Raw genomic sequence first — 22336 nt, 5'->3', positions numbered from 1 at the left:
GAAGATTCGACATGGCAGGACATAGCAAATGGGCCAATATCAAGCATAAAAAGGCTGCCACCGATGCCAAGCGCGGCAAAATCTGGACGCGCCTGATCAAGGAAATCACGGTCGCGGCCCGCATGGGCGGCGCCGACGCCATCACCAATCCGCGCCTGCGCCTGGCAGTCGACAAGGCGGCCGATGCGAACATGCCAAAAGACAACGTCCAGCGCGCGATCAACCGCGGCAGCGGCGGCGTCGATGGCGCCAACTACGAAGAAGTGCGCTACGAAGGCTACGGCGTGGGCGGCGCAGCCGTCATCGTCGAATGCATGACCGACAACAAGGTACGCACGGTGGCTGAAGTCCGCAACGCCTTCAACAAGAACGGCGGCAACATGGGCAACGAAGGCTCGGTCGCCTTCATGTTCCAGCACTGCGGCCAGTTGCTGTTCGCGCCGGGCACCGATGAAGACAAGCTGATGGAAGCGGCCCTGGAAGCGGGCGCCGACGACGTCATCGCCGATGAAGAGGGCGGCTTCGAAGTGGTCACTCCCGTGCATGATTTCGCCGCCGTCAAGGAGGCGCTGGAAGCGGCCGGCTTCAAGGCCGAAGTGGCCGAAGTCATCATGAAACCGGCGACGGAAACCGTCTACACGGGCGACGACGCCCTCAAGATGCAAAAGCTGATCGATGCGCTGGAGCTGCTGGACGACGTGCAGGAAGTGTTTACGAATGCCCTGATCGAAAACTAAGCAAAAAATAAGCTATACACCTCAAGGGCGGCAGCACCGCCCTGCAACCCACACTGAACGAACGGTTCCTATGAAAATTCTGGTAGTCGGCTCTGGCGGCCGCGAACACGCCCTGGCCTGGAAACTGGCCCAGTCCGAACGCATACAGATGGTGTATGTCGCGCCGGGCAACGGCGGCACCGCGCGCGATGCGCGCCTGGTCAATCTCGACATCAGCGACCCGCAATTGCTGGCCGACTTCGTTCAACAGGAACACATCGGCCTGACCGTCGTCGGCCCGGAAGTGCCGCTGGCGGCCGGCATCGTCAACCTGTTCCGTTCGCGCGGCCTGAAAATCTTCGGCCCGACAAAAGAAGCGGCACAGCTGGAATCGTCGAAAGACTTCGCCAAGGCCTTCATGCAGCGCCACGGCATCCCGACGGCCGCTTACCAGACCTTCTCCGACGTCGCCCCCGCGCACGCCTATGTCGACGCCATGGGCGCGCCGATCGTCATCAAGGCCGACGGCCTGGCCGCCGGCAAAGGTGTCGTCGTTGCCATGACCCTGGAAGAAGCGCACCAGGCGGTCGACATGATGCTGTCCGATAACCAGTTCGGCGACGCCGGCGCGCGCATCGTCATCGAGGAATTCCTGGCCGGCGAAGAAGCGAGCTTCATCGTCATGTGCGACGGCAAGAACATCCTGCCGCTGGCCACCAGCCAGGACCACAAACGCCTGAAAGACCACGACCAGGGCCCGAACACGGGCGGCATGGGCGCGTATTCGCCGGCACCTATCGTCACCCCGGCCATGCATGCGCGCGTCATGCGCGAAATCATCGTGCCGACCATCCAGGGCATGGCCAAGGACGGCATCACGTTCACGGGCTTCCTGTATGCGGGCCTGATGATCGACGACAAGGGCACGCCGAAGACCCTGGAATTCAACTGCCGCATGGGCGACCCGGAAACGCAGCCCATCATGGCGCGCCTGAAGACCGACCTGGTGACCGTCATGGAGCACGCCGTCAACGGTACGCTCGACGCCGTGGAACTGGAATGGGACCGCCGCACGGCCGTTGGCGTGGTGATGGCCGCCGCCGGCTATCCGGACGATCCCGTCAAGGGTACCTCCATCGGCGACATCCCGGCCGAAACGCATGATTCCGTCACCTTCCATGCCGGCACCCGCATCGAGGGCGAACGCCTGGTGACCAACGGCGGCCGCGTGCTGTGCGTGGTGGGCCTGGGCGACAGCATCAAGATGGCGCAGAAACAGGCGTATGAAACCGTGGAAAAAATCCATTTCGACGGCGCGCAGTACCGCCGCGACATCGGCTGGCGCGGCCTGAAGCACTAAGCACGCCCCAGACGGCAAACGGCAGGGCCGGCGCGGAATGCATCCGCCCCGGCCCTGTTTTGATTGGCGCGCCAGGAAAGCGGACCTTGCGCTAAGATTTTGCCTTTCAGACAAAGTTGCAACCCATGACCAGCCACGTCCATCCCGCCCTCGCTCAGGTACGCCAACTCCTCCTGATCACGGACAATGAACTCGACGACGCCATCGCCGAACTGGAAATCCTCGCCCTGGACGAGGAAGACGACGTCGACATGCCACGACTGGCCGCCGGCGCCGGTCCCGCCGAGGCCCTGGCATGGCTGCTGCGCACTGACCTGCTGCCACAGGACGACTTCCTGCGGCGCGTACAGGATATGCCGCGCCGGCATGGCGGCGAAGCCCTGCTCGAGCGCCAGCAACTGGCCGCCGACGCGCTAAAGCTGGTCAACGGCCAGGCCATCGACACCCTGTACGACGAAGACCTGATCAACCAGTGGCAGCGCGATGCCGCCCACGCCAGCTTGCCGGAAAAGCGCCTGCTCGCCTCGCCGATTGACGCACTGCGCGAAATACTCCGGCAAGGCACCTTGACGGCGCAGCAATTCGAACTATTGCGCACGCGCCAGCACGGCTCGGAGCTGGGCCGCATCATCGTCGATGGCGCCGCGCGCCAGGCCCGCCGGGAACGCCCCGCCTATGCGCGCCCGGGAACGTGGGTGATGGCCGCGCTGCTGGTGCTGGTACTGGCCTTTGCCGGCCGCGCCATCGTCTCCGGGCAGGCCCCCTCCCCCGCCGCAGCCCGCGTCGCCGGGCAGGGCGTCGAGCGGCCCGACTTGCAGCAGCGCGCCGTGCACGCCGTGGAAAGCGCGCGCCTGCCCGGCGCCGGCGCGGACCTGTCCATCACGGTGGTGCAGGACGACGCCACGCCACCGGCACGCTGATCCACAACACAAACGCACAGCGCAAGCGCCGCCCTATCACAAAAACGCGTAACAGGGTACAATCCGTCCTTACTTTTTTATTTCGGCCTCGTCGGCCCACGCGATGTCGTCAACTCCCTCTCCTTCGGCCGTCAAGGCCTATTTGCTCGATTTGCAAAGCCGTATCGTGCAGGCGCTCGAAGCGCAGGACGGCAAGCCCTTCCTGACTGATGCCTGGCAGCGCCCCGAGGGCGGCGGCGGCATTTCACGGCTGATCGAAGAAGGCAATGTGTTCGAGCGTGGCGGCGTAAATTTTTCGCACGTCACCGGCGCCGCATTGCCGCCATCGGCAGCGGCCGCGCGCCCTGAACTCGGTGGCAAGGCGTGGGAAGCGATGGGCGTGTCGCTGGTGCTGCATCCGCGTAATCCGTATGCGCCCACGGTGCACATGAATGTGCGTTTCTTCACCACCGTGAATGCCGATGGCGAACCCGTATGGTGGTTCGGCGGCGGCATGGACCTGACGCCGTATTATGGCGATGCGGGCGACGTGAAGCACTTTCACCAGGTGTGCCATGATGCGCTGGCGCCGTTTGGCGAGGAACTGCATCCGAAATTCAAGCAGTGGTGCGACGATTATTTCTACCTGAAGCACAGGCGCGAAGCGCGCGGCGCGGGCGGGATCTTCTTCGACGACTTCAATGCCCTGGGCTTCGACGACAGCTTTGCGATGATGCGCAGCGCCGGCGACGCCTTCGTCAAGGCCTATGTACCGATCCTGGCGCGCCGCAAAGACACGCCCTACGGCGAACGCGAACGCGATTTCCAGTGCTACCGGCGCGGACGCTATGTCGAGTTCAACCTGGTGTTCGACCGCGGCACCCTGTTCGGCCTGCAGTCGGGCGGACGCACCGAGGCGATCCTGATGTCGATGCCGCCCGTGGTCAAGTGGCGCTACGACTGGCACCCGGAAGCGGGCAGTCCCGAAGCGGCGTTGTATACTGACTTCCTCGTGCATCGCGACTGGCTGCAGGCGTGAACCCAGGTAGCAGGGCATGCGTGGCGCTGCTCGGTGGCAGCTACGATCCGGTGCATATGGGGCATGTCGCGCTGGGCACGCATTTTTCCAGCCTGCTGCACGCCGATGAACTGCGCGTGATTCCGGCAGGCGCGCCCTGGCAAAAAAGCAAGCTGGGCGCCACCGGCCAGCAGCGCGCCGAGATGGCCGGCCTGGCGTTTGCCGGCCTGCCCCTGCCGGTCGTGATCGACCGCCAGGAAATCGCGCGCAGCGAACATGGCCAGGCCAGCTACACCATCGATACCTTGCGCCAGGTACGCGCCGAGCTGGGTCCGCGCGCTTCCATCGTTTTCCTGATGGGCGCCGACCAGCTGCAGCGGCTCGCGACATGGCGCGAATGGCAGCAATTATTTGAATACGCGCATATCTGCGTCGCGGCCCGCCCCGGCTTCGCGCTGAATGACACCGCAGTGCCGCAAGTGGTCGCCGAAGAATTTTCGCGCCGCCTGGGGTCACTGGAAAGCATCCGCAACACGCCGCACGGTCTGACTTATCTGGCACAGGACTTCGCGGTGGATATCTCCGCCACCGAAATACGTGCGGCATTACAACGGGGGAATCGGGCAAACCCGCTTGTTTCCCCGCTAGTGCTAGACTATATTGAACAACATAATTTATACAAAAGCTAAATGGACATCAAAAAACTGCAAACCCTCGTCGTTGACGCCCTTGAAGACGTCAAAGGCCAAGACATCGCCGTCTTCGAAACGAGCCACCTGACCAGCCTGTTCGACCGCATCGCGATCGTTTCCGGTACCTCGAACCGTCAAACCAAGGCGCTGGCCGCCTCGGTACGCAACAAGGTCAAGGACGCCGGCGGCGACATCATCGGCATGGAAGGCGAGGACACCGGTGAATGGGTGCTGGTCGATCTGGGCGACATGATCGTCCACATCATGCAAGCGCCTATCCGCGCCTACTACCGCCTGGAAGAAATCTGGGGCGACACCCCGGTCAAGCTGGGTGCCGCCAAGCGCGCGCCGAAAAAAGCGGCCGGCGACGAGCCGAAGAAGGTCAGCGGCCACCTGGCAGCAAGCAAGGCCAATGTGGAAGCGACGCCCGTGATCGAGAAAAAGGCACCTGCCAAGAAAGCCGCGGCAGCCACCACCGCCGCCAAGAAAGCCCCGGCGAAAAAAGCCACCGCTTCCAAAGCCGTCGGCAAGACCGTGAAAGTCGCGCCAACCAAGACCGAAGCAGCCGCAGTGAAAGCCCTGAAAGCGCTGCCGGAGAAAAAAGTACGCGCCCCACGCGCGGCCAAGCCGGCAGCCGATGCTGCACCGGCAAAAACCGTGATCAAGCGTATCAAAAAAGTCGAAGCGTAAGCCTCGATGCAGCTCATCATCGCTGCGGTTGGCCATAAAATGCCGGCCTGGATAGAGACGGGCTTCGCGGAATACGCGAAGCGCATGCCGCCGGAATTGCGCATCGTGCTGAAGGAAATCAAGCCGGTGGAGCGTTCCGGCAGCAAGACCGCCGCCACGGCGATGGCGCTGGAACGCGAACGCATCGAAGCCGTCCTGCCCAAGGGCGTGCGCATCATCGCCCTCGACGAACGCGGCAAGGACCTGACCAGCGTCGGCCTGTCGCAGCAGTTGATGGCGTGGCAACAGGATGGCCGCGACACGGCCTTCCTGATCGGTGGCGCCGACGGCCTCGATCCGCAACTCAAGGCACGTGCCGAAGGCATGCTGCGCATTTCCAGCATGACCCTGCCGCACGGCGTGGTGCGCGTGATCCTCGCCGAGCAGCTGTACCGCGCCTGGTCGATCACGCAAAACCACCCCTACCACCGCGTCTGAATTCCCCATGAAACCGGCCGATAACAAGATCTATCTCGCCTCCAAAAGCCCGCGCCGGCGCGAATTGCTGCGCCAGATCGGCGTCGATTTCGAATTGCTGCTGCTGCGCAGCGACGGCCCGCGCGGCGCCGACGTCACCGAGGAAGTCCTCCCCGGCGAGTCGGCGCTCGACTATGTGGCCCGCGTGGCGAATGAAAAAGCCGCCTTCGCCTGGGACCTGGTGCGCCGCCGCCACCTGACCCCGCGCCCCGTGCTGGCAGCCGACACCACCGTCACCATCGATGGCGTCATCCTCGGCAAGCCGGCCGACCGGGCCGAGGCCGTGGCCATGCTGCAGCAGCTGTCTGGCCGCACGCACGAGGTACTCACCTCGATCGCCGTGCACTACAAGGATTTCGCCGAGCAGCGCACGCAGATCTCGCAAGTGCGCTTCGGCGTGCTGTCGCCCGCCTCGATCGCCGCGTATTGCGCCACGCCGGAACCGTACGACAAGGCCGGCGGCTACGGCATCCAGAGCAGCGCCGCGCTGTTCGTCGAGCACATCGAAGGCAGCCATTCCGGCATCATGGGCCTGCCCCTGTACGAAACTGCACAGTTGCTACGACTGGCAGGTTTGCCCCTGCCCTGATCGGGTATGATGTCATTCGTTGCCTCCACTCCCGCGCCTCCATGAACGAAGACATCCTGATCAATATCACGCCGCAAGAAACGCGCGTCGCCCTCATCCTGCAGGGCGCCGTGCAGGAATTGCACATCGAGCGCACGCTCACGCGCGGCCTGGCCGGCAATGTGTATTCCGGCAAAGTGGTGCGCGTATTGCCGGGCATGCAGTCGGCCTTCATCGACATCGGCCTGGAACGGGCCGCCTTCCTCCACGTGGCCGACATCTGGGAAGCGCGCGGCCACGACGGCCAGAACGCCACGCCGGCGCCCATCGAAAAAATCCTGTTTGACGGCCAGGTGCTGACGGTACAGGTGATCAAGGACCCGATCGGCACCAAGGGCGCGCGCCTGTCGACGCAGATTTCCATCGCCGGGCGCATGCTGGTGTACCTGCCGCAGGATAAACATATCGGCATTTCGCAGAAAATCGAGAAGGAAGCGGAGCGCGAGCAGCTGCGCGTGCGCCTGCAAAGCCTGCTGCCCACCGATGAAAAGGGCGGCTACATCGTGCGCACCATGGCTGAAGACGCGTCCGACGCGGACTTGAAGGCGGACGTCGACTACCTGAGAAAAACCTGGAGCACGATCACGCACGGTGCGCGCACGCGCCCCGCCACCAGCCTGCTGCACCAGGACTTGAGCCTGGCGCAACGCGTGCTGCGCGATTTCGTCGGCGATGAAACGGCCACCATCCAGGTCGATTCACGCGAAAACTACGTGAAATTGCGGGAATTCGCGGAAATCTACACGCCCAGCGAACTGACGCGCCTGCAGCACTACACGGGCGAGCGGCCCCTGTTCGACCTGTACGGCGTGGAAGAAGAGATTCTGCGCGCGCTGGGCCGCCGGGTCGACCTGAAATCGGGCGGCTACCTGATCGTCGACCAGACGGAAGCGATGACCACCATCGACGTCAACACGGGCGGCTTCGTCGGCGGACGCAATTTTGCCGACACGATTTTCAAGACCAACCTGGAAGCGGCGCACGCCATCGCGCGCCAGCTGCGCCTGCGCAACCTGGGCGGCATCATCATCCTCGACTTCATCGACATGGACAACGCCGAGCACCGCAACGCCGTGCTGGCCGAACTGAAACGCACCCTGTCGCGCGACCGCACCAAGGTCTCGGTGAGCAATTTCTCGCCGCTGGGCCTGGTGGAAATGACGCGCAAGCGCACGCGCGAATCGCTGGCCCATATCCTGTGCGAACCGTGCCCCGCCTGCGCCGGCAAGGGACAAGTGAAAACCTCGCGCACCATCTGCTATGAAATCCTGCGCGAATTGCTGCGCGAAGCAAAGCAGTTCAACCCGCGCGAATTCCGCATCCTCGCCTCGCAGGAAGTCGTGGATTTATTCCTCGAAGAAGAATCACAGCACCTGGCCATGCTGGGCGATTTCATCGGCAAGAAGATTTCGCTGCAGGTGGAGAATGCCTACCACCAGGAGCAGTACGACGTGATTTTGATGTAGTCATGCCGGGCACCACCGCCTTCTGGCGCGACCCGTCTCTCCCTCACGTGGAGAGCCGGCGCGCCTGCCACAGCCGGGCTTGCTACAAGCCCCACAGCCATCCCACGTTTTCCATCGGCGCCGTCGACTCTGGCGGCAGCATCTTTACGGGCAGCAAAGACGGCAAGGTCGCACTCGGCAATGGCAGCCTTGTGCTGGTGCCCGCCGGCTGCGTACACGCCTGCAATCCCCTGCCCGACGCCCTGTGGAGCTACCAGATGCTGCATCTCGATGCGCGGTGGCTGCAAGCACACGCGCCGGCGCTCGATGGCGATACGGCGGCGGTGTTGCAGTGCCCGCTGCTGTACGCGCAGTTTTGCGCCATGAATACGCTGCTGTTTTCAACGGCCGGCGCGGCGGAGAAAAATGCGGCGCTGCTGGCGTTTCTGGTCGCCTGCACCAGCGCCTGTGCGGATCGGCTGCCGTCGGAACGCAAGCCGCTGCCGCAGCAGCTGGCGCCCGTGCTCGCAACGCTGCAGGCGCTGCCCTCGGCCAGCCTGCGGCAACTGGCGGAGGCGGCAGGCCTGAGCCCGTATCAATTGATCCGCGCCTTTCGCGCCGCCACGGGCCTGACCCCGCATGCCTACCAGCTGAATATGCACGTCAACCGCGCGCGCAGCCGCTTGCAGGCCGGGACGGCGTTGGCGCAACTGGCGCATGAGCTCGGCTTTGCCGACCAGAGCCACCTGCAGCGCGTGTTCAAGGCGCATGCGGGTATCACGCCGGGGCGCTATCGCGGCCAGGGCAGCTAGAACGCCTGCAATTTTCTTCAATACAGGCTGTCGCCAGCCCCGGCATACTCGCGCATCGCCATTGCCGGAGCCAAACTCCATGCAGGATTTTCTCTTCATCGCCGCCGCCCACTTTCTTTCCCTGCTGTCGCCCGGTCCCGATTTTTTCCTGATCGCGCGCACCTCGCTGGCCCACGGCTGGCGCGGCGCCGCCGGCACGTGCATGGGCATTACCGTGGCCAATGCGGTGTTTATCGTGGCGGCGTTTGCGGGACTATCGGTGCTGCGGGCGGGCAGTACGGCATTCATGCTGGTGCGGCTGGCGGGATGCGCCTATCTGCTGTACCTGGGCTGGCTGTTCCTGCGCCATGCGGGCAAGAGCAGTCTGGAGGCAAAGCCCGCCACCGGCAAGGCGCGCTGGCGCGGCGGTGTCGCGATGGGGTTTGTCTCCGCCATCCTGAACCCGAAGAATGCGCTGTTCTATGTCAGCCTGGCCACCGTGCTGGCCGCCAGGCAGACGAGTCCCGCTGCGATGGTCGCATATGGCGCGTGGATGGTCTTTGCCGTGCTGGCGTGGGATATGGCGGTGGCGCTGGCCATCGGCAGCGCCGCCCTGCGGCAGCGCTTTGCGCGCGCGCTGCCGTCGCTGGAACGGCTGTCGGGCGTGGTGCTGATCGTGCTGGCGCTGGTGCTGCTGGCGGATCAGGCTGGCAACGGATCCAGATAAAACACGGCATACACTTTCAAGGGCGTGGTTTCCGTCGCCTTTTCCGAGCGCACGACGGAGCAGTCGTCGGCGGCCAGGCTGCGCCAGTTCTGGATGCCCGCCTTGGCGAACATGGCGTGCGCGGGGGCATTCGCGGCCAGGTCCAGCACCAGGCAGGCGTTGCGCGGGCCGGCGCCGTAGTTGACGGCGCGAATTTCAATGCCGAAGGTCGTCATCCACGGCTCCCACAAGCCTTTTTCCTTGCCGGCGGCCATGCGCTCCAGCATTTCGCCAAAGCTCAAGCCTTTCTTGACGGTGCTGCGCAAGGCTTCCAGTGACGGCGCCAGGCGGGGGTCGGGCTGCTTGTTGCCGGCGCGAATCTCGGCGATTGCCTTCAATTCCTTGATGATGGCCGCATCGCGCTCCGTGTAGTCGCGCATGCGCGCGTAAAACTCGGCATCGAGGAAGGGATTGACGGTCAGCTTGGCGACGCCCTCTTCGCGGCGTTTCAGGGAAGGCGTGTTGGTTTTGGTCATGGCGATAGAGGGGCAAAATACGTTGAGGGGCGCCAGTGTACCACCTTGCAGCGGCGCGGCCCCAGGCGCGGCCTCAGCCCCGGGGAGCGGCCGTCGATTCACGCACCACCAGCTCGGGTTTCAGGCGCACGTCGAGTACGGCGGAATCGGGCGAATCGATGGTTTGCAGGATCAGCCGGGCAGCTTCCGTGCCGATGCCGTGGTGGCGGATGCGGATGGTAGTCAGGGGTGGACGGATCATGTCCATGTAGGGCATGTCGTTGTGGCCCACCACGGAAATATCTTCGGGGCAGCTCAAGCCCAGTTCGCGGATGGCGTCGTAGCAACCGAGGGCCACGAGGTCGCTGCCCGTCACCACGGCCGTCGTCCGCGGCGACTGGCGCAGCAGCTCCAGCAGGGCCGCCTTGCCGCATTCGCGCGAATAGCCGCTGCTTTCAAACACGAAGGCTTGCGAGGGATCGAGTTCGCTGGCCTGGATGGCGGCCAGGAAACCGAGGCGGCGCACGTGGCCCGTGGACAGGTTTTCCGGGCCGGCAATATGCGCGATATGCCGGTGACCCAGCGCCAGCAAATGTTCCACGGCCAGGCGCATGCCGACCACGTCGTCGCTGACGACGCAGGAAGCGACGCCCGTCTCGTCGCTGCGGTTGACGGTCACCACCGGCACATTCTGGTCGATGCACATCTTGATGACGGGATCGTCGCGCCGTGCGGTAGCCAAAATCAGGCCATCGACCTGCTGCCCCAGCAGGCGGTTGATGACGAACAGCTGCTCTTCCTCGTCGGCACCGACATTGGCGACGATGGCCAGGTAGCCATGCTTGCGCAAGCCTTCCTCGATGCCCAGCAGGATAGGCGGAAAAACCGCGTTGGTAATGTCGGGCAAGACCACGCCGATGATGCGCGACTTGCGCGTGACGAGGGTGGAGGCGGCGCGGTTCGGCCGGTAACCGAGCCGGCCTGCTTCGGCCAGCACGCGCGCGGCCACCTCGGCGCTGACCATTTGCCGCGTTGCCGGGTTCATCACGCGTGAAACGGTGGAAAAGTGCACGCCACTGGCCCGCGCGACGTCGCTTAAGGTGGGGTTCTTGTTTGTCATGGGCTTCCCGGATCGCAATACCGTGATTTTATCGTAAAAATTCCCCATTCCGTCAAAAACCGAGCAAACGCTTGCATTGAGATAAAGCCGTTTCCCAAAGCGGTTTTGACACTCTTAAGTACAATCCAGCCTTGACAGCGTGCAAACGCTTGCATACCATGGCTCGGATTGACCACTCGGGCCCTGTATGCCCTTCCCAGAATTCCTATGTCTACTTCGCACAGCAAGCACGCCGAACAGAACGGCGAAACCTTCAACCTGAAAGAAGCCGCCCTCGCCTATCACGCGGAACCTCGCGCAGGCAAGATTTCCGTCACGCCAACCAAACCGCTGGGCGACGCCCGCGCGCTGACCCTGGCGTACTCGCCGGGCGTGGCCTTCGCCTGCGAAGCGATCGTGGAAGATCCGCGCACGGCCGGCACCTACACGTCGCGCAGCAACCTGGTGGCCGTGATCACCAACGGCACGGCCGTGCTGGGCCTGGGCGATATCGGTCCGCTGGCCAGCAAGCCGGTGATGGAAGGCAAGGCTTGCCTGTTCAAGCAATTTGCCGACGTCGACGTGTTCGACATCGAACTGGCCGAGAACGATCCCGACCTGTTCATCGACACCGTGGTGCGCATGGAGCCGACCTTCGGCGGCATCAACCTGGAAGACATCAAGGCGCCGGACTGCTTCTACATCGAACAGCAATTGCGCAAGCGCATGAACATTCCCGTCTTCCACGACGACCAGCATGGCACGGCCATCATCGTCGCGGCCGGCATCCTGAACGGCCTGGAACTGGTGGGCAAGGATATCGGCAACGTGAAAGTGGCCGTCTCGGGCGCCGGCGCGGCCTCGATCGCCTGCCTGGACTTGCTCGTCTCGCTGGGCCTGAATAAATCGCTGCTGAAAGTGTGCGACAGCCAGGGCGTGATCTACCCGGGCCGTGATGCCAACATGGAAGAGAACAAGGCGCGCTACGCGAACGACACCAGCGACCGCGACCTGGCCGACGCCATGGTTGGCGCCGACATTTTCATCGGCGTCTCGAAGGGCGGCGTGGTGAGCGCGCAGATGGTCGAGTCGATGGCCGCCAAGCCTTTGATCTTCGCCCTGGCCAATCCGCACCCGGAAATCGCTCCGGAAAAAGTGCATGCCGTGCGCGACGACGCCATCGTCGCCACGGGCCGCTCGGATTACCCGAACCAGATCAACAACGTGCTGTGCTTCCCGTACATCTTCCGCGGCGCGCTCGACGTGGGCGCCACCACCATCAACGAAGAGATGAAGCTGGCCTGCGTGCGCGCCATCGCCGCGCTGGCCAAGGAACCGTTGCCGGGTCACGAGAGCAGCGCGCTGACGCCGCTGCAACTGATTCCATCGCCGTTCGACGAGCGCCTGCGCAGCTGGGTCGCGCCTGCCGTGTCGCAAGCGGCCATCGCCACCGGCGTGGCCACCCGCGTGCCAGCTACCGCCTGAGACGCATGACCGACCTTGCGGCCTTAACAAAATAACAGCAAGTTACCATTGCTTACAAAAAAACCATGTCTAAAAACCATGGTTTTTTTCATTTCCCCCTTGAGATCGCCTATACAGTTATCGAAGAGTAAATCTCCCAGGGACGTTTTTGCTGCCACCTTCGATTACAATGACGCCTACTTTATGTTGCTACAGTTGCCATAATGGCGACGATGTGCGTTAACAAGGATATTCATGCTCGGCCTGACCTCTGTTTGTGTTTTTCTCTTTTCGGCATTGGCGTTGGCTGTCAACAGCGGATATTCCTTTGGCGCGCTGGTCCTGCTGCTGGCCAGCAGCTGGCTGCTATGGAAGCGCCCCCGCCTGCATCTGCAGCGCCGGGACTATCTGCTGATGGGCGTGATGCTGGCCTACTTCCTTATTTTCACCGCCAATATGCTGTACCACGGCGATCCGGCGCGAGAACTCGACATGCCCTTGCGGGTGCTGCTGGCCGTGCCCGTGCTGCTGCTGCTGATTGCTTATCCGCCGCGGGCGGCGGCATGGTGGAGCGGCCTGGCAATTGGCGCCATCGCGGGGGCAGCCTTGGCGGCTACGCAATATATTCCTAGCAGCCCCTTCCGGCCACAAGCCGCCACCAGTAACGCTATTCACTATGGCAATGTCAGCATGCTGTTTGGCATGTTGACGTTATGTGGGATCGAGTGGGCCATCAAACAGCGCCATCGAATCGCCTGGAGCGTGCTATTGCTGGCAGGCGGCTTAATCGGAATTTTCGGCTCCATCATCAGCGGTAGCCGCGGTGGCTGGCTGGCGCTGCCCGTCTGCGGATGCATATTTGTCGTCCACTACGCGAGAACACGCGGCAAGCACTATATGACTGGCCTGCTGGCGGCGCTGCTGGCCGTGGCGGTACTATCCTACATAGTGCCCAATTCCCCCGTGCTTGAACGCGCGACGGATGCCGTGGAAGATTTGAAAAAATTTGAAGACAGCGACAACGTCAGCACGTCAGTCGGCCAACGGCTGGAAATGTGGCGTACAGCATTAACTTTATCCAATGACCATCTTTGGTTCGGCATGGGACGCAACGGCTACTTGGAGGCAAAGAAAAAACTGTCGGCGGAAGGAAAAATGAGCGAAATTGTGTTGCATTACACCAATGCGCATAACGATTACATCGACTCCCTGGTCAAGCGTGGCATCTTCGGCCTGCTGGCCCTGCTGCTGCTATTCCTGGTACCGCTGACTCTGTTCACGAGGGCACTGCGTCACGGCCCCGCAAGCGCGCAACCATTTGCGCTGGCCGGCGTGATGCTGTGCACCTGCTACATGATTTTTGGCCTGACGACGAGCTCGCTCACCCTGAATATCGGCATCATCATGCTGGTCTTCCCGATGGTGATACTGTGGGCCATGCTGCGCCAGCAAGAACGCATTGCCTGAGTTCGTTTTTCGCCTGACCGTTTTTGCTGTCCCCTGCAAGGAACCATACCGATGCTCACGCCCGACCTGAAGCGCCTCACCGCGCTGCACGCGCCCTACAAGAAACACCTGGCCCTGGCCTTGCTGGCGATGGTCGTCACGGCGGCCACGGAACCGCTGCTGCCGTATGCGCTCAAGCTGCTGCTCGACAATGGCTTTGGCGGCAAGGTGAATTTTTCCTTCTGGCTGGTGCCGCTGATCGTCATCGGCATCTTTGCCATGCGCGGCGCGTCGACGTTCGCCAGCAGCTATCTGATGAGCTATGTCTCCACGCGCATCCTCAACGAGTTGCGGCGCAGGATGTTTGCCAGCATGCTCAACTTGCCCATCGACTTCTACAACACGCACACGGTGGGCAAAGTCATCAACTCCATCATGTTCGAGGTGCAGCAGATCATCGAAATGGTGACCAAGGTGTTTACCTCGATCGTGCGCTCCTCGCTGACCGTGCTGGGTCTGCTGGCGTGGCTGCTGTACCTGAACTGGGTGCTGACCCTCGTGACCCTGGTGCTGCTGCCCCTGCTGACCATCGTCGTGCGCACCACGGGCAAGCGCCTGAAAAAACTCAACCGCGACTCGCTGGCCGTCAATGCCGAGCTGACCCAGGTCATCGAGGAAACCACGCGCGCCCAGCAAGTGATCAAGATCTTCGGCGGCCAGGACTACGAAAAATCGCGCTTCGAAGAGCGTGCCGAGCAATTGCGCCGCTACAGCATGCGCATGACCACGACCTTTTCCGCCACCGTGCCGATCACCCAGGTGATCACGGCCGCCGCCGTGGCCCTGGTCATCGTGATGGCCCTGTTCCAGTCGGAGCAGGGGCAGATCACGGTCGGCGGCTTCGTATCCTTCATCACGGCCATGCTGATGCTGCTGACGCCTTTGAAGCAGCTGGCTGAAGTCAACGGCCCCCTGCAGCGCGGCATGGCCGCCGCCGAAGAAGTCTTTTTACTGATCGACAAGACGCCGGAGCGCACGGGCGGCACGCCGCTCGCTGGCCGCAGCAAAGGCCGCATCGAGTTCAGGGACGTGAGCTTTGCCTACCCCGGAGATCAGGAACCAGCCCTGCGGCACATCGACCTGAGTATTGCGCCAGGACAAACGGTCGCCTTTGTCGGCATGTCCGGCGGCGGCAAATCGACCCTGGTCAGCCTGCTGCCCGGCTTTTACTCGGCCAGCAGTGGCGAGATCTTGCTCGATGGGCAGAATATCGATGCCATCGCCCTGACCAGCCTGCGCAGCCAGATCGCCATGGTCAGCCAGCAGGTGGTGCTGTTCGACGATACCCTGGCTGCGAATATCGCGTATGGCGATGCGGCGCCGGACCGGCAGCGCATCGAAGCGGCGGCGGCCGCCGCCTTCCTGTCGGACGTCATCGACGGCTTGCCCGATGGCCTGGACACGCGCCTGGGCGACAACGGCTCGCGCCTGTCCGGCGGCCAGCGCCAGCGCGTGGCCATCGCCCGCGCCATCTACAAGGATGCGCCCATCCTGATCCTCGATGAAGCCACCTCGGCACTGGATACGGAGGCGGAACGGGCCGTACAAGCGGCACTGGAACACCTGATGCAAGGAAAAACCACCTTAGTTATTGCTCATAGGCTATCAACAATTGAACGTGCGGACCGTATCGTGGTATTGTCACATGGGAAAATAATGGAAACCGGCAGTCACCAGCAATTATTGGATGCCAACGGCGCGTATGCCAATCTGCATCGCCTGCAATTTTCCCAGCAAGTGGTTTGACACCATCGACCGAATACCTGAAATCGTACTGATACATGACGCCTTTGATTCCCGCCGAACTTCTACAAAAGTCGGACAAAATTCTTTTCATCGCCCATCTGGCGCTGGGAGACTTTACCTACCTGCAAAACGGTTTCCGCGCCTTTGCCGCGGCCTATCCCCATATCCAGATCCACCTGTGGGTCGATGAAGTCCGCCGCACGTCCGACTCCAGGCAATGGGAAGGCTTGCGTACCTATTCGCTGTACGACTGGGTGGAGCAATCGGGCCTGTTCGCCAAGGTGTACCGCAAGACCTACAGCCCGGCACTGTACGAAGAATCCCTGCGCGAGGCCAAGGCGGAACGCTATCCTGTCGTCGTGTCATTGGCCCACGTACGGCCACAGCAATACGCGGATCTTGCCCGCGCGATCAGCCCGAATGGACTGGTAATCGGCACGCGCAAACCGTTCAGTCCGCTGCGCCCCTGGCATTACCTGGCCTACCGCAAGATCGATGCCGTGCTGGCCTCGTATGCGGGACAGGATGCGGGCGAGCACCATATCAGCAGCGTCTATGCGGACTGGTTCCGTCAATTGACGGGACTCGACATTCCCGTGGCCGAACGCTATCCCTTCGTGCACATTCCCGAGCACGCGTTGCAGCAGGCGCAGCAGCAGCTGGCCGCCTGGGGCTTTGCCCCGCGCCAGGGTCCGCTGGTGCTATTGAATCCGTTTGCCAAGTCGCACAAGCGCGGCTGGCCGCTGGAGCGCATCGCCGAACTGATCGCGCGCATGCAGGCGATGCCAAAGTGGGCAAATGCCTGCTTCCTGATCAATGCCATGCCGCAGGAACTGGCCAAGGTGAATGCCGTCGTGCAGGCGCACAACTTGCCGCGCACGCAAGCCTTCAGCGCCGTCGACAACTTTTTCCAGCTGCCGGCCATGCTGGCGCAATGCGACCTGATTATTTCGGTGGAAACGTCGATCATGCATCTGGCGAACGCCGTGCATGTGCCCGTGGTGGCGCTGATGCGCAAGAAGAATCCGGAATGGGCGCCGTTCGACAGCGCCAACAGCACCGTCATCACGGTGGCCCGGCGCAGCGACTGGGTCAAGGCGATCTCGGTCGATCAGGTATTGCAGACCATCGCCTAGACAACGCGGCAGCGGCTAGCCGGTGCCCAGCATGCTGATGCGCACCAGGTCGGCCACGTTGTCGACACCCAGCTTGTCCATCAGGCGCGCCTTGTGCACTTCCACCGTGCGCACGGAAATGCCCAGTGCCGGGGCGATATCGCGGTTGTGCTGGCCCGTCACCACCAGATGCATCACTTCCCGCTCGCGCGGCGTCAGGGCGCGCAGCAAGGCTTGCCCCTCCACCTGGCGCAGCAACTGGCCGCGCGCATGCGCCTCGCGCGAAAACGCTTCATCGATGGCGGCCAGCAGCTTGTCGTGGTCAAACGGTTTTTCCAGGAAATCGCTGGCCTGCGCCTTGAAAGCCTGGCGTGCCAGGGTGACGTCGCCGTGCCCCGTGATAATGATGATGGGCAGCATGCATTTCAACTCAAGCAAACGGCGCTGCAGGCTCAGGCCATCCATGCCGGACATGCGGATATCGATCAGCAGGCAGCCGGCCCACTCGGGCCGCCAGCTGTGCAGGAAATCCTCGCCGCAGGAAAACAGGGCCGTGCGGTAGCCGCGTATGCCCAGCAGCAAACCCAGCGCATCGCGCACGGCGGGATCGTCATCCACGATAAACACCGTCAAATTACTTGTCACCATACTCTCCTGTAGCGGCCGCGCTGGCGCACGCCAGGGGCAGGACAAAACGAAAAATGCCATGCTTGCCCACTTCGGCCCATAACTGGCCGCCATGCGCTTCGACAATGCTGCGGCTGAGCACCAGCCCCAGACCCAGGCCGCTGGCTTTGGTCGAGACGAACGGTTCGAACAGGCGTGCCGCCAGGCTATTGGAAATGCCGGGGCCGCTATCCTCCACGGACAGCCGCAGCCGCCCGCCTTCGAGCCGCTCGGCAGAGACCGTGATGCGGCGCCGGCCGCGCGGCTGGCCCATCACCGCATCCTGCGCATTGGCCAATAAATTACGCAATACCAGCTCGATTTGCAGGCGGTCGGCGTTGACGGCCAGCGGCGACGGCGGCGCCAGCACCAGTTCGATGCCATGCTCATGGAACAGCGGCGTGAACTGCCGCGCCATGCCCTCGATCAAGACGCTCGCCTCCACCGCTTCGAGCTGCATCGCGCCCGTGCGGAAAAAGTCGCGCAGGCGGCGTACCACGTCCGCGGCGCGGCCCGATTCGACGATCATATGTCCCACGGCGCCCTGCAGCAGGGCGCCGGTCTCGCCCCGTTCCAGCAAGTATTCGCACGCTTTGCCATAGGTCGACAAGGCCGTCAGCGGCTGGTTCAGCTCATGCGCGAGCGCCGCCGCCATCTCGCCGGCGGCGGCCAGGCGCATCGTGTGTTTCAATTCGTCGGCCACCTGGCGCATTTCATCGACGACGATGCCGATAAAAAACCCCACCAGCGCCAGCACGGCATCGAGCAGCTGCAATTCATAAAACTGGATATCGACCGCATGCGTCCATTTCACCAGAGTAATGATGCATAGTTGCAATACAAACACGGCCAGCACGGCGCCATGCAAGCCCTGGCGCGAGGCGGCCCAGATCACGGGAAGGAACAGGAAATAGAAATGCTTGTATTCGGAACGCACGATGGAACCGAAGAGGCTCCACAGCACGAAGCTGGCGAGAGCCAGATACGCCAGGGTTTCCCAGCGCCAGACGGCGGCATGCAGGCGTTCGCGCCCCCGCTCGCTGAACAGCACCCAGATCAACGGCATCGATACCAGCATGCCGACCATGTCGCCGATGCCGAAGCGCCAGACTGCCGTCCCCCATTCGCCGGCCGGGATGCGTCCCGTCAGCGACAGCAGGGAAATGTAGCCGAGCGCATTGAGCACGGTGCCCAGCAGCACGATGGCAACCCAGGCGCTCAGGCGGCGCCGGTTGTCGAAGATGTCGCTGCTGCTGAAACTGCGGCGCAAGACTGCGCCGATACCGCCATAGCCGAGCATCAGCCACGCCGAACAGAGCAAGGTCAGGGGCAGGCCTGCCGGCATGCCGCGCACCAGCACCTCGCCGGCCACCAGGGCGATAAACCACGGCAGCGCCGCCTTGCGGCCGTGGATCAGCCAAAATACCAGGCCCAGCGCGGGATCGGGATTCCACGGGGTGATGTTCAGCCCGTACATCGGGTCGATATACGTGGCCCAGTCAAACAGCAGATACAGGCCGACAAAGGCGGGATACGGCAGGTAGCGGGACAGGAATGGGCGCATAACGGTGTTTTTTAACTGTCCCGCATTATGCATCGCAAGCGTGCGCCACGCCATGCCATCTTGCGTTATAAGCACACAAAATAATTTTCATGCAATATCGCAAGGCGCGCCGACAGAATCAGGCCTCGGCCAGCGGCAGGCGCACCTCCACCAGCAAGCCCAGGCCGCCATTGCCTCTGTGCAACTGAATCGTGCCGCCATGCTGTTGCACGACGGAAGCGACGATGGACAAGCCCAGGCCGCTGCCCGGCTGCACCTGCTGCGGCGCGCGGAAAAAGCGGTCGAATACGCGTTCATACAGCGCCGGCGCGATGCCCGGCCCCTGGTCGGCCACATGCAACACGGCCTGGCCCCGCTCCGCATGCAGCGACACCGTCACGCTGCTGCCGCGCGGGCTGTACTTGATGGCGTTTTCCACCAGGTTGTCGATCAGCGACACGAGGCTCTCGCGCTGACCGGGCACGCTGAGCGAGACGCTGGCTTGCAATTCAAGCTCGATATCGCCCGCCTGGGCCAGGCCGGACAGGGCCGCCAGCCGATCCTGCAGCAAGGTATCGAGCGCCTGGCGCCGCGGCAACTCGCCCCCGCCCGCCTGCACTTCGCTGCGCGTCAGCTGCAGCAACTGCCCCACCAGGCGCGCAGCCCGGTTGCCGCTGTTCAAGATACCGTCCAGCAGCTCTTGCTGACGAGCATCATGCGCCTGTCCCTGCAAGGCCTCGACATTCACGCGCATGGCCGCCAGCGGCGTGCGCAGCTCATGCGTGGCGTCGGCGATGAAGCTGCGTTCGCGCGCGGCACTGGCATCGACCCGCTGCAGCAGGGCATTGATATTGTCGACCAGCGCCGCCAGTTCGCCATGCGGCGGCTTGAACGTCAGCGGACGCAGATCCTGCGGCCCGCGCGCCGCCACCTCCTGCGCCACCTTGCGCCACGGGCGCATGGCAAGGCGGATCGACAGCCAGGCCGGCACCAGCAGGAACGGCAGGCTGATCAGCAACGGCAGCAGGTAGTAGCCGCGTGAATTGATCGTGATGAAAAATTGCCAGGCGCCGCCCACTTCCAGCACGGTCACGCGGGTGGCCCCTTCGGCCAGGCTGCGGCTGCGCCAGGCCTGGCCCTTGACGTATACCACTTCCATCTGTTCCGGGCCGGCGCTGCGGATGCCGCTGGGCGCACTCGGCGACTTGTAGACCAGCTTGCCCTCGCGCCAGACCAGGATGCGCGGCGCCAGTTCCGGCACCTTCCCCATTTCAAATTCTTCGCGCAAGGCTTCGTCGATGGCGCGCAAGCTTTGCTCCTGGCGCACGGGCTGGTCAGCCAGGTTGTCGGCCACGCTGATAATGGCGTGCAAGACCCCGCGGGTCACATTGCTCGCTTCGCTCGTGCCCTCGAACAGCACATACGCCACGGCCAGGCTCCACAGCACGGTCAGCATCAGCATTTGCGCCATCATCAGGCGGCGCACCAGGGTGGGCCGGCGCAGCATGGCCCATAAACGGCCCATCATGCGCCGGTACCCGGCGGGACGGATGTCTCGCCCTGCTGATCGATGACATAGCCGACGCCGCGCACGGTACGGATATACCCCTCGCCTATCTTGCGGCGCAAGTTACCCATATGCACATCCAGGGTATTGCTGGCATTGGCCAGTCCGCCTGGCAGGATATGCTCTTCCAGCACGCGGCGCGTGATCACCCGGTTGGCGCGCATCAGCAAGGTCTTCAGCAGGGCATATTCACTGGCCGTCAACTCCACGGGCCGTCCATGCACGCTGACCCTGCGCGTGGGCACCTGCAGCAGCAGGCCGCGCAACTCGATGGTGTCGCCATCGAAACCGTAGCTGCGGCGTGCCAGGGCGCGCACGCGCGACAGCAGCTCGGCCAGCACGAAGGGTTTCACCAGATAATCGTCGGCGCCGCCGTCCAGGCCCCGCAAGCGCTGCTCCAGCGTATCGCGGGCACTGAGGATCAGCACCGGCAGGCGCGCCGCGCGCAGCCGGGCCAGCAAATCGAGGCCATCGCCGTCGGGCAAGCCCAGGTCCAGCAGCACCAGTTCGCAACTGTCGTGCTCGATGCTGCGCGCCGCATCCTCCAGGCTGCGCACCCAGACCACTTGCATGCCCTGGTCGCGCAGGGCGATCCGCACGCCATTGCCCAGGTCCATATCGTCTTCAATCAGCAGTATCTTCATGGTGAGTATTAAACCACCGCAAGCTGAAGAATGGGTAAAGAAGCGCTCTTCATCCAATCTTAATAAAAGGCTCATTTTTCCTTCATGGCAAGGATGGATACTGTCGGCAGTCAATCGAGCCACTCCGGACTCGGTTCTCCACCTGACGGAAAATTCCATGCACGCACCCACAACCCTGCTGACCGCGCTGGCACTCGCCAGCGGCATGATCCTCAACCCGCTGGCCGCCGCCGCAGCCGAACCGGCCTCGCAAAATGTCTTCACCATCGGCGGCGGCGTCGCTGCCGTGTCCAGCTATTCCGGCGCCGACAAGCTGTCGGCCTCGCCCCTGATCATCCTCGATTACGCCATGGCCAATGGCCTGTTCTTCAGCACTTCGCGCGGCATCGGCTATGGCGGCCAGGCCGGCCCCTTCAGCTACAGCGCGGCATTGGGCTACCGCGGCAACCGCGAAGACCACAAGCGCAATGGCGCCAATGGCTGGGGCGGCAGCGATTACCTGAAGGGCATGGGCGAAGTCAAGGGCAACGCCAGCGCCCTGCTGAGCGCGGGCTATTCGCCCTTGCCGGGCCTGTCGCTGAGCGTGTCGAGCGACATTCCCCTGTCGAACCGCGAAAATGGCGCGAATGTGCATTTCGGCGCGGCGGGCCAGATCTACAGCCGGACCGATGCCAAGGGCGCGCAGCAGGACAGCGTAACCATCGGCGGGCAGCTGGGCTGGGGCGAGCGCAAGTACGTGCAGACCATGTATGGCGTGACGGCCACCCAGGCCGCGAACACCTCGTTCAAGCAATACACGCCCAAGGGCGGTTTCTATGAAGCACAGGCCACCATCAACTGGGAGCACCGCTTCGATGCGCGCTGGGGCATCAATACCCTGGTCGGCGTCGAGAGCCGCCTGGGCGACGCGGCCAAGAGCCCCATCGTGCAGCGCAAGACCTCCCCGGTCGGCGCCGTGTACGTCACCTACCGCTATTAAAACCGTGACGGCATAAGGGAAACCCGTACGC

The 22336-nt window shown here is 63.2% G+C and carries 21 protein-coding genes and 1 pseudogene; 16 read left to right on the top strand and 6 right to left on the bottom strand.

What is annotated here, in order from left to right; genetic code table 11:
- Window positions 1–11 precede the first annotated feature (11 nt).
- The 11 genes from CLU94_RS18440 (at window position 12) to CLU94_RS18390 (ending at window position 9482) form a co-directional block, all read left to right on the top strand.
- Entirely contained in the window at window positions 12–737 is a 726-nt protein-coding gene (locus CLU94_RS18440) for a YebC/PmpR family DNA-binding transcriptional regulator (protein WP_099666693.1), read from the top strand.
- Between the two features lie 70 nt (window positions 738–807).
- Window positions 808–2076 (top strand): phosphoribosylamine--glycine ligase, encoded by a 1269-nt coding sequence (gene purD, locus CLU94_RS18435; RefSeq protein ID WP_099666692.1) that lies wholly within the window; start codon window positions 808–810, stop codon window positions 2074–2076.
- Window positions 2077–2201: 125 nt separating this feature from the next.
- On the top strand, window positions 2202–2996 hold the full coding sequence (locus tag CLU94_RS18430) for a hypothetical protein (RefSeq protein WP_099666691.1): 795 nt from the start codon (window positions 2202–2204) through the stop codon (window positions 2994–2996).
- Window positions 2997–3099: 103 nt separating this feature from the next.
- Window positions 3100–4014 carry an oxygen-dependent coproporphyrinogen oxidase gene (hemF, locus tag CLU94_RS18425; protein ID WP_099666690.1) on the top strand — a complete coding sequence of 305 codons (915 nt, stop codon included), beginning with the start codon at window positions 3100–3102 and terminating at the stop codon, window positions 4012–4014.
- A gap of 20 nt (window positions 4015–4034) precedes the next feature.
- Window positions 4035–4682, top strand: coding sequence for a nicotinate (nicotinamide) nucleotide adenylyltransferase (gene nadD / locus CLU94_RS18420; RefSeq protein WP_257218867.1), 648 nt, complete (start codon window positions 4035–4037; stop codon window positions 4680–4682).
- Complete coding sequence (rsfS, locus tag CLU94_RS18415; RefSeq protein ID WP_099666688.1) at window positions 4683–5375, top strand: ribosome silencing factor; 693 nt, start codon at window positions 4683–4685, stop codon at window positions 5373–5375. It begins immediately after the preceding gene.
- Between the two features lie 6 nt (window positions 5376–5381).
- Window positions 5382–5852, top strand: coding sequence for a 23S rRNA (pseudouridine(1915)-N(3))-methyltransferase RlmH (gene rlmH / locus CLU94_RS18410; RefSeq protein ID WP_034747108.1), 471 nt, complete (start codon window positions 5382–5384; stop codon window positions 5850–5852).
- 7 nt (window positions 5853–5859) lie between these two features.
- Window positions 5860–6480, top strand: a complete 621-nt coding sequence (locus CLU94_RS18405) for a Maf family protein (RefSeq protein ID WP_099666687.1) — start codon at window positions 5860–5862, stop codon at window positions 6478–6480.
- A 41-nt stretch (window positions 6481–6521) separates the two neighbouring features.
- Complete coding sequence (gene rng, locus CLU94_RS18400; RefSeq protein ID WP_099666686.1) at window positions 6522–7985, top strand: ribonuclease G; 1464 nt, start codon at window positions 6522–6524, stop codon at window positions 7983–7985.
- A 2-nt stretch (window positions 7986–7987) separates the two neighbouring features.
- The gene (locus CLU94_RS18395) at window positions 7988–8776 is read left to right on the top strand and encodes an AraC family transcriptional regulator (protein ID WP_099666685.1); all 789 of its coding nucleotides are present in this window, start codon (window positions 7988–7990) and stop codon (window positions 8774–8776) included.
- A 79-nt stretch (window positions 8777–8855) separates the two neighbouring features.
- A complete protein-coding gene (locus tag CLU94_RS18390) occupies window positions 8856–9482 on the top strand; it encodes a LysE family translocator (RefSeq protein ID WP_099666684.1) in 627 nt (208 codons plus the stop codon).
- Here the strand turns inward: CLU94_RS18390 and CLU94_RS18385 are convergent.
- Together CLU94_RS18385 and CLU94_RS18380 are read right to left on the bottom strand one after the other, a co-directional pair.
- Complete coding sequence (locus CLU94_RS18385) at window positions 9458–9997, bottom strand: hypothetical protein (RefSeq protein ID WP_099666683.1); 540 nt, start codon at window positions 9995–9997, stop codon at window positions 9458–9460. The genes CLU94_RS18390 and CLU94_RS18385 overlap by 25 nt on opposite strands.
- Before the next feature lie 73 nt (window positions 9998–10070).
- A complete protein-coding gene (locus tag CLU94_RS18380; protein WP_099666682.1) occupies window positions 10071–11096 on the bottom strand; it encodes a LacI family DNA-binding transcriptional regulator in 1026 nt (341 codons plus the stop codon).
- A gap of 207 nt (window positions 11097–11303) precedes the next feature.
- Between CLU94_RS18380 and CLU94_RS18375 the strand changes: the two are divergent.
- The 4 genes and pseudogenes from CLU94_RS18375 to CLU94_RS18360 form a co-directional block, all read left to right on the top strand.
- Window positions 11304–12542 (top strand): annotated as a pseudogene (locus CLU94_RS18375) (malic enzyme-like NAD(P)-binding protein); the annotation flags it as partial.
- 252 nt (window positions 12543–12794) lie between these two features.
- Window positions 12795–14006, top strand: a complete 1212-nt coding sequence (locus CLU94_RS18370) for an O-antigen ligase family protein (RefSeq protein ID WP_099666681.1) — start codon at window positions 12795–12797, stop codon at window positions 14004–14006.
- A 51-nt stretch (window positions 14007–14057) separates the two neighbouring features.
- A complete protein-coding gene (gene msbA, locus CLU94_RS18365; RefSeq protein WP_099666680.1) occupies window positions 14058–15791 on the top strand; it encodes a lipid A export permease/ATP-binding protein MsbA in 1734 nt (577 codons plus the stop codon).
- Between the two features lie 35 nt (window positions 15792–15826).
- Entirely contained in the window at window positions 15827–16927 is a 1101-nt protein-coding gene (locus CLU94_RS18360) for a glycosyltransferase family 9 protein (protein ID WP_099666679.1), read from the top strand.
- Between the two features lie 15 nt (window positions 16928–16942).
- On the opposite strand, the gene CLU94_RS18355 is transcribed toward CLU94_RS18360, so the two are convergent.
- The 4 genes from CLU94_RS18355 to CLU94_RS18340 form a co-directional block, all read right to left on the bottom strand.
- The gene (locus CLU94_RS18355) at window positions 16943–17554 is read right to left on the bottom strand and encodes a response regulator transcription factor (RefSeq protein WP_077408234.1); all 612 of its coding nucleotides are present in this window, start codon (window positions 17552–17554) and stop codon (window positions 16943–16945) included.
- Window positions 17541–19136 (bottom strand): ATP-binding protein, encoded by a 1596-nt coding sequence (locus tag CLU94_RS18350; protein WP_099668376.1) that lies wholly within the window; start codon window positions 19134–19136, stop codon window positions 17541–17543. The genes CLU94_RS18355 and CLU94_RS18350 overlap by 14 nt, the downstream gene beginning before the upstream one ends.
- 118 nt (window positions 19137–19254) lie before the next feature.
- Window positions 19255–20643 (bottom strand): ATP-binding protein, encoded by a 1389-nt coding sequence (locus tag CLU94_RS18345; protein ID WP_099666678.1) that lies wholly within the window; start codon window positions 20641–20643, stop codon window positions 19255–19257.
- Window positions 20640–21326, bottom strand: coding sequence for a response regulator (locus CLU94_RS18340; protein ID WP_099666677.1), 687 nt, complete (start codon window positions 21324–21326; stop codon window positions 20640–20642). The genes CLU94_RS18345 and CLU94_RS18340 overlap by 4 nt, the downstream gene beginning before the upstream one ends.
- 157 nt (window positions 21327–21483) lie before the next feature.
- Between CLU94_RS18340 and CLU94_RS18335 the strand changes: the two genes are divergently transcribed.
- Window positions 21484–22305, top strand: a complete 822-nt coding sequence (locus tag CLU94_RS18335; RefSeq protein ID WP_180278697.1) for a MipA/OmpV family protein — start codon at window positions 21484–21486, stop codon at window positions 22303–22305.
- Window positions 22306–22336: the final 31 nt, after the last annotated feature.

Origin of the sequence: Janthinobacterium sp. 13 (assembly GCF_002749695.1) — a bacterium.
In the GTDB taxonomy this organism is placed as follows: Bacteria; Pseudomonadota; Gammaproteobacteria; order Burkholderiales; family Burkholderiaceae_D; genus Janthinobacterium; species Janthinobacterium kumbetense.
Note: the sequence above shows the minus strand (reverse complement) of the source record. Positions and strands in the feature narration are given on the sequence as shown.

Coding starts and splice junctions, on each gene's coding strand:
- CLU94_RS18440 (WP_099666693.1), top strand. CDS start 12: ATGGCAGGACATAGCAAATGGGCCAATATCAAGCATAAAAAGGCTGCC.
- purD (WP_099666692.1), top strand. CDS start 808: ATGAAAATTCTGGTAGTCGGCTCTGGCGGCCGCGAACACGCCCTGGCC.
- CLU94_RS18430 (WP_099666691.1), top strand. CDS start 2,202: ATGACCAGCCACGTCCATCCCGCCCTCGCTCAGGTACGCCAACTCCTC.
- hemF (WP_099666690.1), top strand. CDS start 3,100: ATGTCGTCAACTCCCTCTCCTTCGGCCGTCAAGGCCTATTTGCTCGAT.
- rsfS (WP_099666688.1), top strand. CDS start 4,683: ATGGACATCAAAAAACTGCAAACCCTCGTCGTTGACGCCCTTGAAGAC.
- rlmH (WP_034747108.1), top strand. CDS start 5,382: ATGCAGCTCATCATCGCTGCGGTTGGCCATAAAATGCCGGCCTGGATA.
- CLU94_RS18405 (WP_099666687.1), top strand. CDS start 5,860: ATGAAACCGGCCGATAACAAGATCTATCTCGCCTCCAAAAGCCCGCGC.
- rng (WP_099666686.1), top strand. CDS start 6,522: ATGAACGAAGACATCCTGATCAATATCACGCCGCAAGAAACGCGCGTC.
- CLU94_RS18395 (WP_099666685.1), top strand. CDS start 7,988: ATGCCGGGCACCACCGCCTTCTGGCGCGACCCGTCTCTCCCTCACGTG.
- CLU94_RS18390 (WP_099666684.1), top strand. CDS start 8,856: ATGCAGGATTTTCTCTTCATCGCCGCCGCCCACTTTCTTTCCCTGCTG.
- CLU94_RS18385 (WP_099666683.1), bottom strand. CDS start 9,997: ATGACCAAAACCAACACGCCTTCCCTGAAACGCCGCGAAGAGGGCGTC.
- CLU94_RS18380 (WP_099666682.1), bottom strand. CDS start 11,096: ATGACAAACAAGAACCCCACCTTAAGCGACGTCGCGCGGGCCAGTGGC.
- CLU94_RS18370 (WP_099666681.1), top strand. CDS start 12,795: ATGCTCGGCCTGACCTCTGTTTGTGTTTTTCTCTTTTCGGCATTGGCG.
- msbA (WP_099666680.1), top strand. CDS start 14,058: ATGCTCACGCCCGACCTGAAGCGCCTCACCGCGCTGCACGCGCCCTAC.
- CLU94_RS18360 (WP_099666679.1), top strand. CDS start 15,827: ATGACGCCTTTGATTCCCGCCGAACTTCTACAAAAGTCGGACAAAATT.
- CLU94_RS18355 (WP_077408234.1), bottom strand. CDS start 17,554: ATGGTGACAAGTAATTTGACGGTGTTTATCGTGGATGACGATCCCGCC.
- CLU94_RS18350 (WP_099668376.1), bottom strand. CDS start 19,136: ATGCGCCCATTCCTGTCCCGCTACCTGCCGTATCCCGCCTTTGTCGGC.
- CLU94_RS18345 (WP_099666678.1), bottom strand. CDS start 20,643: ATGATGGGCCGTTTATGGGCCATGCTGCGCCGGCCCACCCTGGTGCGC.
- CLU94_RS18340 (WP_099666677.1), bottom strand. CDS start 21,326: ATGAAGATACTGCTGATTGAAGACGATATGGACCTGGGCAATGGCGTG.
- CLU94_RS18335 (WP_180278697.1), top strand. CDS start 21,484: ATGCACGCACCCACAACCCTGCTGACCGCGCTGGCACTCGCCAGCGGC.